The 13,854-nt window shown below is 72.7% G+C and carries 6 protein-coding genes; 3 read left to right on the forward strand and 3 right to left on the reverse strand.

The features are described 5' to 3' along the window. The first annotated feature begins 178 nt into the window (after positions 1–178). Complete coding sequence (locus C1I98_RS03765) at positions 179–1,339, forward strand: alkaline phosphatase PhoX (protein WP_233507143.1); 1,161 nt, start codon at positions 179–181, stop codon at positions 1,337–1,339. A gap of 399 nt (positions 1,340–1,738) precedes the next feature. Here the strand turns inward: C1I98_RS03765 and C1I98_RS03770 are convergent, their stop codons facing one another. Further along, positions 1,739–2,206 carry a Dps family protein gene (locus tag C1I98_RS03770; protein ID WP_111165685.1) on the reverse strand — a complete coding sequence of 156 codons (468 nt, stop codon included), beginning with the start codon at positions 2,204–2,206 and terminating at the stop codon, positions 1,739–1,741. A gap of 114 nt (positions 2,207–2,320) precedes the next feature. On the opposite strand from C1I98_RS03770, the gene C1I98_RS03775 reads away from it, so the two are divergent. Next, positions 2,321–3,265: a helix-turn-helix domain-containing protein gene (locus C1I98_RS03775; protein ID WP_111165657.1), complete on the forward strand. Its 945-nt coding sequence runs from the start codon at positions 2,321–2,323 to the stop codon at positions 3,263–3,265. After that, positions 3,262–5,658, forward strand: a complete 2,397-nt coding sequence (locus C1I98_RS44890; protein ID WP_111165658.1) for a VIT domain-containing protein — start codon at positions 3,262–3,264, stop codon at positions 5,656–5,658. The genes C1I98_RS03775 and C1I98_RS44890 overlap by 4 nt, the downstream gene beginning before the upstream one ends. A gap of 104 nt (positions 5,659–5,762) precedes the next feature. On the opposite strand, the gene C1I98_RS03785 is transcribed toward C1I98_RS44890, so the two are convergent. Further along, the gene (locus C1I98_RS03785; protein WP_111165659.1) at positions 5,763–9,608 is read right to left on the reverse strand and encodes a S8 family peptidase; all 3,846 of its coding nucleotides are present in this window, start codon (positions 9,606–9,608) and stop codon (positions 5,763–5,765) included. Between the two features lie 295 nt (positions 9,609–9,903). Further along, positions 9,904–13,710 carry a S8 family peptidase gene (locus C1I98_RS03790; RefSeq protein ID WP_111165660.1) on the reverse strand — a complete coding sequence of 1,269 codons (3,807 nt, stop codon included), beginning with the start codon at positions 13,708–13,710 and terminating at the stop codon, positions 9,904–9,906. Between the last annotated feature and the right edge of the window lie 144 nt (positions 13,711–13,854).

Raw genomic sequence — 13,854 nt, forward strand, 5'->3', positions numbered from 1 at the left:
GCCCTGGGCGGGGCGGATACGAGGGTGCGGGGGTTTGTGCTGGGTGCGGGCCGGAGCTTCGTGTGACGTTAGGCCGCCAGGAGTCCGGATATTCCCGGCCGTTAACGGCCCGCCGATCCAATCGACCCTGACCGATGGCCCGCGGGTAGCGTGGTCGTGAATACGTCGCGCCCCGGACATGTGGAGGCAGGTCCCGATGCTGCGCCGTACGTACGCCCGAACGGGCCCGTGTACTGCCCGGGCGCTGAACGGATCGCTGTGGCGCGTGGCCGCGGCGGGCGGGAGCGCGCCCGGCGCGGAGGGCCCGTACGGCCCGCTGCTGCCGCCCGACCACGACGGCATTGCCCTGCCGGCCGGGTTCAGCGGCCGGGTCATCGCCCGCACCGGGCATACCGTGGGCGGCCTGCGCTGGCACGCCGCGCCCGACGCCGGTGCGTGCGTCCCTGACGGTGAGGGTTGGATCTACGTCTCCAACTCGGCGGTCCCGCTGCTCGGCGGCGCGTCCGCGATCAAGTTCCGCCCGGACGGCTCGGTACGCGACGCCTACCGCATCCTGTCCGGTGCCACCCTCAACCGCGCCGGCTGCGCGACCCCGTGGCGTACCTGGCTGTCGGGCGAGAGCACCGTCCTCGGACGCATCTTCGAGTGCGACCCGTACGGCGTGCGCGCGGCAATGCCGCGCCTGGCCATGGGCCGATTCAAGCACCAGGCCCTCGCCTGCGACGCCGATCGGGGGGTCGTCTACCTGACAGAGGACGAGGACGATGGCTGCCTCTACCGCTTCAGGCCGATGGACTGGGGCGAGCTGATCGAGGGCGAGCTTGAGGTGCTGTGCCACGCGCCCGGCCCCGCCCCGGGGCGGGTCGCCTGGCGGCCGGTGCCCAGCCCGGCCTCGCTGTTCACCCCGGCGCGGCACCAGGTGCCGGAGGCGGTGCACTTCGCCAGGACCGGCGGCTGTCACTACGCGGACGGCGTGCTCGCCCTCACCACCACGGGCGACGGCAAGGTGTGGGCGTACGACGCGGCGGCCGAACGCCTGGACGTCGTCTATGGCGGCGGACGCCTGCTCGCCGACCCACCGCACCGCGGCCACGACCTCTACACCGCGGAAGACGGCGGCGCGCTGGAGATCAGTGTGGTCACGCCCGACACGGCGGGCCCGGGTCCACTGCTCCGGCTGACCGGCCAGGACCGCTCGAAGATCACCGGCCTTGCCTTCTCACCGGACGGCCGCCGCCTGTACTTCTCCACCCGCCTCACCCTCGCCCGCCGCCCCAGCCGATCCCTGACCGCCATCGGCGGCACCACATACGAAATCACCGGCCCCTTCCGCCCCTGACAGCAAGCCACCAAGCCCCCTTTGGGACCTGGCCTTCCCACCGGACGACCCCAACTTGCACCCCTGCACCCCGAGGCGGTCCCCTGACCGCCATCGGCGGCACCATCGGCCCGGGCCGCCACAGGCCACCGGGCCCCATGGCGGCTTGGCCTTCCCATCGGACAGCCGTCGCCTGAACTTCTCCACCCGCCGCTCCGGCCGGTCCCTGACACCGTCCATGGGGCGCTGGTCCGTACCAGGCCATCGGGCTTCTTGGCGGCGGCAGAGCCAGCGGTCTTGGTCACCGCGTAGGCCGCGGGCCCGGCGACGTCGCCCCCTCCGAAGTGGAGAGGGGTCCGTCGGGCCGGGCCCGGGTGTCGGGTCGTCCCGGATTTCGCCGGGATGATCGGGCAGGCGGTGTTAACGCTGGGCCTGCATCATCCAGTGTTGCTTCTCCAGGTCCTGGGTCGCCTTGATCAGGAGATCCTGGGTCACCGGATCTGCCTCTTCAGTCGCCTTCACGCGCTCGCGCATCCGTTCGACCATGCCCTCCAGGGCGTCGGTGATCAGGGCGACCACCTTGCCGTCGTTGATCCATCCCACGTCGGGCTGCGGCAGCTCCGTGGCGCGGGCCACGGTCGCGGAGCGCCCGTCAGGGTTCATCCCGAGGGCGACGGCGCGCTCGGCCATCACGTCGGTGTGTTCGCGGGCGAGCGAGACGATCTCGTCCAGTTGAAGGTGCAGCGGCCGGAAGTGGTGGCCGACGATGTTCCAGTGTGCCTGCTTGGCCACGAGTGAAAGGTCGATCAGATCGATGAGCGCCCCCTGTAGGGCCTCGCCCACGACCTTCCTCTCCTCCGGCGGCAGCGCGCCCGTGATGGCGGCCATGTCGCATCCCCTCCCCGAAATCGACATCAAGGTCAGGTTCATCCCGCTACCCAGCCGTTCGCGGCATATGCCCAACGCTTGACACTGTCATAATTACAGTGTCACCATCGCGGTATGAGCGAAACCTGGACCCTCGGTGAGCTGGCCGAGCGCGCGGCCGACACGCTGCGCGCCAGGTCCGGCGACGCCGCCGCCGCGCAGACCGCCCCCGGCGGCCCGGGCAGGGCGGCCCAGGCGGCGAACGGCCGGGTCCGCGAGGTGCCCGGGGCGCGCCTGATCCGGTGGTACACGACGATCGGCCTGGTCGATCCGCCGCTCACCCGCCGCGGCCGGATCGCCCTGTACGGGCGACGCCACCTGCTCCAGCTCGTCGCGATCAAACGCCTGCAGGCGGACGGCCTGTCGATCGCCGAGATCCAGACCCGGCTGGCGGGGGCCACCGACGCGCACCTCGCCACCGTCGCCCAGGTCCCCCGGCCGCAGGCGGATGAACCGGAGGGACCATCTCCCCGGCCCGCGCCGCCGGAGCCCGCCAAAGCCCGCCCGCGCTTTTGGGCCGCGCCGCCGTTCCCGGCTCCGGCCCCGAGTCCGACTCCGCCGGAGCTCGACGGGCAGGCGGCGGGCATGGTCCACGGCGTACGGCTGGCGCACGGCGTGACCGTGCTGCTCGACGGCGCGGGCCGGACACCCGCGCCCGGCGACCTCGCAGCCATCACCGCCGCCGCCGCGCCACTGCTCGCCGTACTCGCCGAGCGGGGCCTGATCGCCACCGGACCGCCCACAGCGCACCCCAGCACACAAAGCAGCACAAAAGGCCTAGCGATCCCGATCAACACCAAACCGCCTACCGCGCACCCAGACCGACAAGACAGCGCGAAAGACCCAGCGCATCCGATCAACACCAAACCGCCCACAGCGCACCCCGACACACAAAGCAGCGCGAAAGGTCCGGCGGGGCCGATTGGTGCTGGGCGGTGCTCCGTGCGAAGTGGCGCAGGGGATGCGACTGATCTAGCGGGCCCGACTCACGTCAGCCACTCGGAAGGGAGCACCGCATGATTGTTCCGATCACCCCGCTGCGGCCGGAGGAGTGCGTCCCTGATCCCGACGCGGGTCTCGGTACGCTGCGCACCGAGCGGGGCAACCTGCCGCTGGAGAGCCTGGACGTCACCGCCGACGTGACCGGCCTGATCGCCGCCGTCGAGGTGACCCAGGGCTTCCACAACCCGTTCGACCTCCCGCTGGAGGCGACCTACATCTTCCCGCTGCCGCCCAGGGCGGCGGTCACCGCGTTCCGGATGGAGGCCGACGACCGGGTGGTCGAGGGCCTGCTCAAGGAGCGTGGCCAGGCCCGGGCCGACTACGATCGGGCCATCGCCGAGGGCAGGCGCGCCGCGATCGCCGAAGAGGACCGGCCCGACGTCTTCAGCATCAGGGTCGGCAACATCGTGCCCGGCGAGAAGGTCCGGGTGCGCCTCACGCTGAGCCAGCCGCTGCCGTACGAGGACGGCGCCGCGACCTTCCGCTTCCCGCTGGTGGTGGCCCCGCGGTACATCCCGGGCGCGCCGCTGGACGACGCCCCGGCCGGGCCGGGCGTGGAGCCCGACACCGACGCCGCGCCGGACGCCTCGCGCATCTCGCCGCCGGTGCTGCTGCCCGGGTTTCCCAACCCGGTACGCCTGTCGCTGGCCGTCAACGTCGATCCGGCCGGGCTGGACCTGCGCGAGATGCGATCCAGCCTGCACGTGGTCTCGATCGACGGCACGAACGTCAGCCTGCGGCCCGGCGAGCGACTGGACCGCGACTTCATCCTGCGTCTCGCCTTCGAGACCTCCACGGCGCTCGCCATGGTCCCCGACGACGAGGACGCCGCGAGCGGCGAGGGCACGTTCGCGCTGACCGTGATGCCGCCGGCCGGCGAGGCCGTGCGGACGCCGCGTGACGTGGTGCTCGTACTCGACCGTTCGGGCAGCATGGGCGGCTGGAAGATGGTCGCCGCCCGGCGGGCCGCGGCGCGGATCGTGGACACCCTGACCTCGGGCGACCGCTTCGCGGTGCTGTCCTTCGACACCGTCGTGGAGCACCCGGAGCACCTGCCCGAGGGGCTGGTGGCGGCCACCGACCGCAACCGCTACCGGGCCGTGGAGCATCTGGCCAGGCTGGAGGCGCGGGGCGGCACCGAGATGCTGTCGCCGATCGAGCGGGCCCTAGGCCTGCTGGCCGACGGCGAGCGCGATCGGGTCCTGGTGCTGGTCACCGACGGCCAGGTCGGCAACGAGGACCAGATCCTGGAGCGTACCGGCGCCCGGCTGGCGCAGGTACGCGTGCACACCGTGGGCATCGACCGCGCGGTCAACGCCGGGTTCCTCGGCAGGCTGGCCGGGCTCGGCGCGGGCCGCTGCGAACTGGTGGAGTCGGAGGACCGGCTGGACGAGGCGATGGAGCACATCCACCGGCGGATCGGCGCGCCGCTGGTGACCGACCTGTCGCTGAAGGCCGACGGGTTCGAGCTGGTCCCCGACACGGTGACCCGGCCGGGGTCGCTGTTCTCCGGGGTGCCGCTTTCGGTCTTCGGCCGCTACCGGGCCGCGAGCGGCGCGGCGGCCACGCTGACCGTGCGCGGGCTGGCGGCGGGCGGGCGGCCGTGGGAGCGCGAGGTGACCGGCGCGGCCTCCGGCAACCCGGCGGTGCGGGCCGTGTGGGCGCGGGCGCGGCTGCGCGCGCTGGAGGACCGCTACGCGATGGGCGACCGCGCGCTGGAGGAGACGATCGTCGCGACGTCTCTGAAGTACGGCGTGCTGTGCAGGTTCACGGCGTTCGTCGCGATCGACACGCGGGTGGTGGCCGAGGGCGGGCCGCAGCACCGCGTCGTGCAGCCGGTGGAACCGCCGAGCGGATGGGACGCGCCCGCCGCGGGCGGTGGGGGGCAGATCGGGTTCGGCGCGCAGGCCATGGCGGCGTCGTTCGCCCCACAGGCCCCTGGGTCGTTCGGCGCGCCCGAGGGGTTCGCCGGTGCGCCGGCCCAGGGCCGGGCCTTCCCCGCGCCGGCGGCGCCCGGCCCGCGGCCGCAGCGCGGCTTCACCGCCCCGGTGCGGCCGGTGCCGCACGCGTTCGAGTCGGTACGGCCGCAGTTGGTCTCCGAACTGGAACGGCTGCGCGCCGCCGAGTCGCTGCCCGATCCCGCGCTGGCGGGGTACCTGGCCGACCTCGGCAGCCGCCTGGCGGTCCTGGCCGGGCACCTCGGCGGCCACCAGGAGCTGGCCGACCTGGCCAGAAACCTCGTGGCGGCCGAAGTCCCGGGCGCGGACCCGCGCGGTCTGTGGCGGCGCGCGTTCACCCTGCTGACCCGCCTCAGCGGCGGCGACACACCGGCCCCGGGCGCGCTCGGCACCCATCGCCGCCCCAACGACGGCGGCGCCCGCACCTCCCGCGCCTTCTGGAAGCGCCCCTGACCTATTGGGGGCGGAGTTCGCGTCCCTCACTCCCGGGGTCGCCGGGAGTGAGGGACGGCCTCCCTCAGGTTCCCGCTTGCCGTACCCGTTCCGGCCGGACGGGTTCAGCGGCGGGCGTAGGCGCGGATCACCTCTTGGGAGAGGCTGTTCCCGCGCTGGTCGGTGGCCTTGAGGCGGAGGGAGACGAACTCGCCCCCGGGGCGGCCGAGCCTGGCCTCGTAGGTGTTGCCGCCCTTGGCGCGCAGGCGGGCAACGGGCCGCCAGGTGGCGCCGTCGTCGTAGGAGACCTCCAGGGACACGTCCTTGATCCGGGCGGGGTCCGAGCCGCGCTGGTGGTACAGCCGCAGCCCGAACTGGTCGCCCCTGGCCCGGTTCCTGATGTCCACGGGCACGTCGTACTCGGCCAGCAGCAACGGCACCACCATGGTCGCGTCACCCTCCGGGCGCTGCGAGCCGAACGTCCATTCCGCCCGGGTCCTGGTGGACAACTGGACGTACGGTCCGGGCGTGCGGATCTCGTACTCGATCCGGTAGTCCATCCGCTGCGCCGGCAGGGCGATGGTGCCCGCCGGAGTGGCCTCGGTCTCGGCGACCAGCGTCTCGCCTCGGTACAGGCGGAAGTCGCTCGTCGTCGCGCCCGGGAAGTGGCCCGTGCTCGTGGTCCCGGTGTTGCCGTGCGCGTCCACGTACGCCTGCATGTCCACATAAAGCAGGTCGCCCGTCCTGCGCAACTGGTCGTACCGCCGCACGCCCGGCGCCATCGGCTGCCTGAACCAGTCCAGCTCGCTCCGCTCCCCCGCCGACAGCGACCGGTTGGTGAACTCCGACAGCGCGATCCGCGGCACGTCCTTCGGCTGCCAGATGACGTTGTAGTTGCGCTCCGGCGCGACCGCCATCGCCTCCCAGGTCACCTTGGGGTCGGCGGTGACGTAGTCCACCCGGGTGCGCGGCGCGTACTGCGCGTGCCAGGAGTCGTAGGAGCCGTCCTCCCAGGGCTGCCAGCCGAACCGGGTCTCCGACAGGACCACCTTGTCGGTGAGCTGGGTCCGGTACGTGGTCTTCACCGTGGCCATCGATCTCGGCCGCACGGTGTACTCCAGCCTGGCCGGGATGCGCCCCTCCTCGCGCTCGTAGACCTCGTAGGCGTAGGGGCTGGCCACGACGCCAGTGGCGAGGACGACGACGGGGATCTTGCGCATCCGCTCCAGCAGCCGCAGGCCCTCCTCGTGGGTCAGCCGCAGGGTCGGGACGGACAGCCGCGTCCCGGTGCCGGGGAACACCGGGTCCACGCCGGGCGTGCCACTGTAGATCGCCACCAGCTTGGCGCCCGCCGCCGCGGCGGCGTTGGACTGCGCGGCGACCGTGGCCGAAGGGTCCCGGCGGACCAGCGCGAGCCTGCCCCGCAGGTTCTTGCCCGCGAGGTCCTTGGCGGTGGCGCGCCCGGCGTCGGCGGCCAGGAGCAGCGCGTTGCCGTCCAGGCGCGGGAACTGGGTGGTGTCGTCGCTGAACCACACCGAGTCGTAGTAACGCGGGTCGAGTTCGACGCCGGGCGTCCGCAGGGTGATCTGCGGCGCGGTCAGCCGCCACCTGCTCGCGAACCCGAACTCGCCCTTGGTCACCCGCCGGGTCGGCGTCGCGAAGAGCCGCTCCTCCTGGCTGCCCGCGGGCAGGTAGGAGTCCACGTTGTCCGGGCCCTTCTCCGGGGCCCGGTGCCAGGTCAGCTTGGTGGCTCCGCTCGGACCGGCCTGGGCGTCCCGGTGCGGGGTGTCGATCTTGATCTCGGCGCCCTTGCGGGCGTCGAGGACCACTTCGGTGTCGCCGGTGACCTTCACCTCGGGGTCGCCGGCGAAAGTGGCGTTCAGGACGTTGCCGCGCATGCCGTCGTCGAAGGGGTCCAGGCTCGGGTGGACGGTGGTGACCCGCCCCAGCACGGAGTAGGTGCCGGGCAGGACCCGTACGCACGAACCGGGGACGCTCCCGCCGTCGCACCACTGGACCGGGTCGCCGGGCAGCGCGCGGCCGTGCAGCCCGCCGTCGGCCACGTTGACGATGTTGACCACGGACCTGGTCACCCGGCCGTCCCTGGCGATCGGCACGACCTTCAGCTCTGCCCGCTCGGGCTCGGCGTTGGCGGTCAGCAGCGTGCGCAGCGCGGGGCCGCCGGCGGTCTTGGCGACGAGTTCGGTGCGCTGCCACCCGGCCTCGGCCCTGGCCGGGTCAAGGGTGACGGTCACCTGGCCGGTGCCGCCGGCGGGCAGGTCGAGCCGGGGCGGGGCGACGCTGAACGCGCCGCCCGCGGTGAGGTCGAGCGTGACCGGCGCGGCCGAGGGGTTGCGGTAGGTCACCGTACGGGCGACCGGCTCGCCCTTCGGGATCACCACGAGCCCGAAGCCCACCGATCCCGACGATGCCTGGACCGGCTGGGCGAGCGCGGCGGCGACGTCGATCCGGCCGGCGCCCTGCTTGTCGGCGGGGACATCGGCGGCCGGCTTGGCGGTGCCCATGAGCAGCGACTTCAGTTCGGCGGCGGTGATCCCGGGCCGGGCCTGGCGCAGCAGCGCGGCGGCGCCGGCGACGTGCGGGGTGGCCATGGAGGTGCCGGAGATCCTGGTGTAGGTGGCGTCCACCGGCTCGCCGAGCCGGGTGCCCTTCGCCCTGGCCGCGATCACGCCCACGCCGGGCGCGGTGACGTCGGGCTTGACCGCGCGCTGCATGCCGACCGGCCCGAAGCTGGAGAAATCGGCGAGCCGGTCCTGGCCGTCCACCGCGCCGACGGTCAGGGCCTCCGGAGCGTCGCCGGGGCTGCCGACGCACGCCTGACAGCCGGAGTTGCCGGCCGCCACCACGAACAGCGTGCCGTACCTGCGGCTGAGGTCGCCCACCGCCTCGGTGAGCGGCCCGCCGGGCTCCGCGGTGCCAAGGCTCATGTTGACGACGTCGGCGTGCTGCTCGGCCGCCGCCCACTCCATGCCCGCGATGATCCAGGAGGCGAATCCCATTCCGCCGCCGTCGAGGACCCGGCCGCTGATCAGCTTCGCGCCGGGCGCGACGCCCTTGCGCGCGCCGCCCGAGCCCTGGCCGCTGCCGCCGAGGGTGGCGGCGACGTGCGTGCCGTGCCCGTGCTGGTCGCCCTCGCCCGTCTCGGTGAAGTCCTTCTCGGCGGCGATCCGCCCGGCGAGGTCGGGGTGCCCGGCGTCCACGCCGCTGTCCAGGACCGCGACGGTGGTGCCGGTCCCGTCGAATCCGGCCGCCCAGGCGGCGGGCGCGCCGATCTGCGGCACGCTGTGGTCAAGTACCGAGCCGACCTTGCGGTCCAGCCAGATCTTCCGCACGCCGTCCAGCGGGGTCGCGGCCTTGGTACGGCCGGACGCGGCCAGCCTGGACAGCGCGCCGCCGAAGCCGGCCGCCTTGGCCTTGTCCAGGCTCGCCCCCGCCCCGCCGATGCTGGACAGGGCACGCACCCGGTCGAGTTGCGGGACCGCCGCCCTGGCGGCGGCCCCGGCGTTCTCGGCGTAGGTGAGGATGAGCGGGATGGAGCCGGACCCGGCGTCGGTGTGCCCCTCTTCGGCCAGCGTGGTCACGTTGAACAGCTCGGGGTCCAGACGTTCGGGGATGAGCCCGAGCATGTCGTTGGGGTAGACGTACGTGTCGCCGTCGCGTTGCTGGACGCGGAACCCGGAGGGCAGGCCGTTCCCCCGCCTGGCGGGCGTGACCGTGGCGGCACTTCGGCCGCCGGCCGACTCGGTGACGTGTACACGGTCACCGGTGATCAGGGTGACGTCGTAGGAGCGCTGCCCTGCGGTGAGCCCCTGGGCTGGGGGAACGCTGAGCGCCGCCGCGCCCGTCCCGGTGAGCATCGTGGCGGCCACCGCGGTGGCCAGCGAGACGGTGGTGACGGACACGGTCAGGGCGGCACGACGCCAGCGCGGCGATCCCGGCCGGAGGCCCATTGGCAACCTCCACAAAAGGGGGAAAAGATCGTCCTAATTCCTAATCGCCTGGACATCCGGCTGTCCACGTCCGGACATGGCGAAGACCTGACATGTCGTAAACCCGACTCCCCTGGAGGCGTGTCAGCCAGCGGCCCGTACGGATGAGGGCACCGAGCGTGGCGGAACGGCGTCCGGCACGGCCGCGTCCCGGCGGCCGGAAAACGAACGCGTCCCTCACTCCCGGGGTCTACCGGGAGTGAGGGACGGTCTCCTTCATGATCCCCGCTCGCCGAATCCGTTCCGGCCGGACGGGTCAGCGGCGGGCGTAGGCGCGGATCACCTCCTGGGAGAGGCTGTTCCCGCGCTGGTCGGTGGCCTTGAGGCGGAGCGAGACGAACTCGCCGCCCGGCCGGCCCACCGAGACGTCGTACAGGCCACCGCCCTTGCCCTGCAGGCGGTCAACGGGCCGCCAGGTCGCGCCGTCGTCGTAGGACACCTCCAGGGACACGTCCTTGATCTCGGCGGCCTCCGAGCCACGCTGGTGGTACAACCGCAGGCCGAACTCGTCGACGCCGCTCCTGTTCTGGATGTCCACCGGCACGTCGTACCCGGCGAGCAGCAGCGGGACGACCGCGGTCTCCTCGCCCTGCGGGCGCTGCGAGCCGAACGTCCACACCGCCTTGGTCCTGGTGGAGAGCTTGGCGTAGGAGCCAGGGGTCCGCACGTCGTATTCGATCCGGTAGCCCGCGGGCTCCGGCGGCAGTGCGATCGTCCCTGCCGGAACCCCCTCGGTCTGCGCGACCAGCGTGTCCCCCTGGTACAGGCGGAAGTCGGTCGTCGTCGCGCCCGGGAAGCGGCCCGTGCCGACGGTCCCGGTGTTGCCGTGCGCGTCCACGTACGCCTGCATGTCCACGTACAGCAGGTCGCCGGTCCTGCGCAACTGGTCGTACCGCCGCACGCCCGGGGCGAGCGGCTGCCGGAACCAGTCCAGCTTCGTCACCTCCCCCGGCTTGAGCGGCCGGTTGGTGAACTCCGACAGCGAGATCCGCGACAGGTCCGGCGGCTGCCAGATGACGTTGTAGTACCTCTCCGGCGCGACCGCCGTCGCCTCCCAGCTCAGCCCGGTGTCGGCGGTGACGTAGTCCACCCGGGTGCGCGGCGCGTACTGCGGGTGCCAGGAGTCGTAGGAACCGACTTCCCAGGGCTGCCAGCCGAACCGGGTCTCCGAGAGGACCAGCTTGTCAGTGAGCTGGGTCCGGTACGTGGTCTCGACCGTGGCCGCCCCCTCCGGCGCCACCGTGTACTTCAGCTCGGCCGGTATCCGTCCCTCCTCGCGCTCGTAGACCTCGTAGGCGTAGGGGCTGGCCACCACACCCGTGGTGTGGACGACCACGGGCCCCTCACGCATCCGCTCCAGCAGCTCGAGGCCCTCCTCGTGGGTCAGCCGCACGGTCGGGACGGTGAGTTTCGTCCCGGAGCCGGGGAAGACCCCGTCCAGGCCGGGCGTGTCACTGTAGATCGCCACCAGCTTGGCGCCCGCCGCGGCGGCGGCGTTGGACTGCGCGGCGACCGTGGCGGACGGGTCTCGCCGGACCAGCGCGAGCCTGCCCCGCAGGTCCTTGCCGGCGAGGTCTTCGGGCCTGGCGCGCCCGGCGTCGACGGCCGTCAGGTCGGCTTCGCCGTCCAGGCGCGGGAACTGGGTGGACTCGTCGCTGAACCACACCGCGTCGTAGTAACGCGGGTCGAGTTCGACGCCCGGCGTCCGCAGGGCGATCTGCGGCGCGGCCAGCCGCCACCTGCTCGCGAACCCGAACTCGCCCTTGGTCACGCTCTCGGTCGGCGTGGCGAAGAAGCGCTCTTCGAGGCTGCCCGCGGGCAGGTAGGCATCGACGACGTCGGCGCCCTTCACCGGCTTCCGGTGCCAGATCAGCTTGGTCGCACCCTCCGGAAGCGGCTGAGCGTCGGGATGTGGCGTATCGATCTCGATCTCGACCGCCTTGCGGGCGTCGAGCACCACTTCGGTGTCGCCGGTGACCTCCACCTCGGGATCGCCGGCGAAGGTGGTGTGCAGCACGCTGCCGCGGATGCCCTCCTCCAGCGGGTCCAGGCTGGGGTGGACGGTTATGACCCGCCCGAGCACGGAGTAGGTCCCGGGGAGAACGCGCACACAGGAACCGGGCAACTGGCCCTCATCACACCACTGGACCGGGTCGCCGGGCAGCGCGCGGCCGTCCAGCCCGCCGTCCTCCACGTTGACGATGTTGACCACCGGTTTGGTCTCCCGGCCGTCCCTGGCGAACGCTTTGACGTTCAGCTCGGCCCGCTTCGGCTCGGCGTTGGCGGTCAGCAGCGTGCGCAGCGCGGGACCGCCGGCGGTCTTGGCGACCAGCTCGATGCGCTGCCACCCGGCCTCCGCCTCCCCCGGATCGAGGGTGACGGTCGCCGAGCCCGTACCGCCCGCGGGCAGATCGAGCCTGGCCGGGACGACACTGAACGCGCCGCCCGCCGTGAGATCGAGCGTGACCGGCGTCGCCGAGGGGTTGCGATAGCTCACGGTGCGGGTGACCGGCTCGCCCTCAGGGGTCACCACGAGCCCGAAGTCCACGGACCCGGAGGACGCCTGGACCGGCTGGGCGAGGGCCCCGGCGACGTCGATCCGGCCGGTGCCCTGCTTGTCCACGGAGATGCCGGCGGCCGGCTTGGCGGTGCCCATCAGCAGCGACTTAAGCTCGGCGGCGGTGATCCCGGGCCGGACCTGGCGCAGCAGCGCGGCCGCCCCGGCGACGTGCGGGGTGGCCATGGAGGTGCCGGAGATCCTGGTGTAGGTGGCGTCCACCGGCTCACCGAGCCCGGTCCCCCGTGCTCTCGCCGCGACGATGCCCACGCCGGGCGCGGTGACGTCGGGCTTGACCGCGCGCTGCATGCCGACCGGTCCGAAACTGGAGAAGCCGGCCGACCCGTCTTCGCGATCCACCGCACCGACGGTCAGAGCCTCGGGGGCGTCACCGGGGCTGCCGACGCACGCCTGACAGCCGGAGTTGCCCGCAGCCACCACGAACAGCGTGCCGTATCTACGGGTGAGGTCGCCCACCGCCTCGGTGACCGGTCCGCCGGGCTCGGCGAAACCGAGACTCAGGTTGACGACGTCGGCGTCCTGTTCCCCCGCGGCCCACTCCATCCCGTCGATGACCCAGGACGCGAAGCCCATTCCTCCGCCGTCGAGGACCCGGCCGTCGAGCAGCCTCGCGCCGGGGGCGACGCCCTTGCGCGCGCCGGCCGAGCCCTGACCGCTGCCGCCGAGGATGGCCGCGACATGCGTGCCGTGCCCGTACTGGTCACCGGTGCCGATGCCGGTGAAATCCCGCTGACCGGCGATCCGCCCCGCGAGGTCGGGGTGCCCGGCGTCCACGCCGCTGTCCAGGACCGCGACAGTGGTGCCGGCCCCGTCGAATCCGGCGGCCCAGGCGGCGGGGGCGCCGATCTGATGCGTGCTGCGGTCCAGCGTCGATCTGGCCTTGCGGTCCAGCCAGATCTTCCGCACGCCGTCCAGCGGGGTCGCGGCCTTGGTACGGCCGGAGGCCGCGAGCTTGAGGAGCGCGCCGCCGAAGCCGGCCGCCTTGGTTTTGTCCAGGGTCACCCCCGCCCCGCCGATGCTCTCCAGCGTACGAAGCGTGGTGAGCTGGGGAACCGCTGCCTTGGCGGCGTTCCCGGCGTTCTTCGCATAGGTGAGGATGAGCGGAATGGCCGCCGGTCCGGCGTCGGTGAGCCCTTCCTCGGCCAGCGTGGTCACGTTGAACAGCTCGGGATCCAAGCGATCCGGGATCAAACCGAGCATGTCGTTGGGGTAGACGTACGTGTCGCCGTCGCGTTGCTGAATGCGGAACCCGGATGGCAGGGAGTTCCCGCGCCTGGCGGGCGTGACCGTGGCGGCGCTGCGGCCGCCGGCCGACTCGGTGACGTGTACACGGTCACCGGTGATCAGGGTGACATCGTAGGAGCGTGGCGCGGCGGTGATCTCTGTGGGTGGCGTGGCCCCGGTCGCCGCGGCCGGGGCCTGTCCGATGAGCGCCGTGGAGGCCACGGCGGTCGCCAGGGAGATGGTGGTGACGGATAAGTTCACAGCGGAACGGCGCCAGAACCGCCCTTGCCGGAGGGTCATCGACAACCTCCACAATTAGGGAAAGATCGTTCAAAGTCCTAATCGCAAGGACGTATCCCTGTCCATGGCCTGGCCATGGCGAGGACCTGACATGTCGTGAACCCG

The sequence above is a fragment of the Spongiactinospora gelatinilytica genome (assembly GCF_003236385.1).
Classification (GTDB): Bacteria; Actinomycetota; Actinomycetes; order Streptosporangiales; family Streptosporangiaceae; genus Spongiactinospora; species Spongiactinospora gelatinilytica.

Bases quoted from the DNA above. Each gene is read 5' to 3' on its own strand.
- C1I98_RS03770 (WP_111165685.1), bottom strand. From the start codon at position 2,206: ATGGCCGCCATCACGGGCGCGCTGCCGCCGGAGGAGAGGAAGGTCGTG.
- C1I98_RS03775 (WP_111165657.1), top strand. From the start codon at position 2,321: ATGAGCGAAACCTGGACCCTCGGTGAGCTGGCCGAGCGCGCGGCCGAC.
- C1I98_RS03765 (WP_233507143.1), top strand. From the start codon at position 179: ATGTGGAGGCAGGTCCCGATGCTGCGCCGTACGTACGCCCGAACGGGC.
- C1I98_RS03785 (WP_111165659.1), bottom strand. From the start codon at position 9,608: ATGGGCCTCCGGCCGGGATCGCCGCGCTGGCGTCGTGCCGCCCTGACC.
- C1I98_RS44890 (WP_111165658.1), top strand. From the start codon at position 3,262: ATGATTGTTCCGATCACCCCGCTGCGGCCGGAGGAGTGCGTCCCTGAT.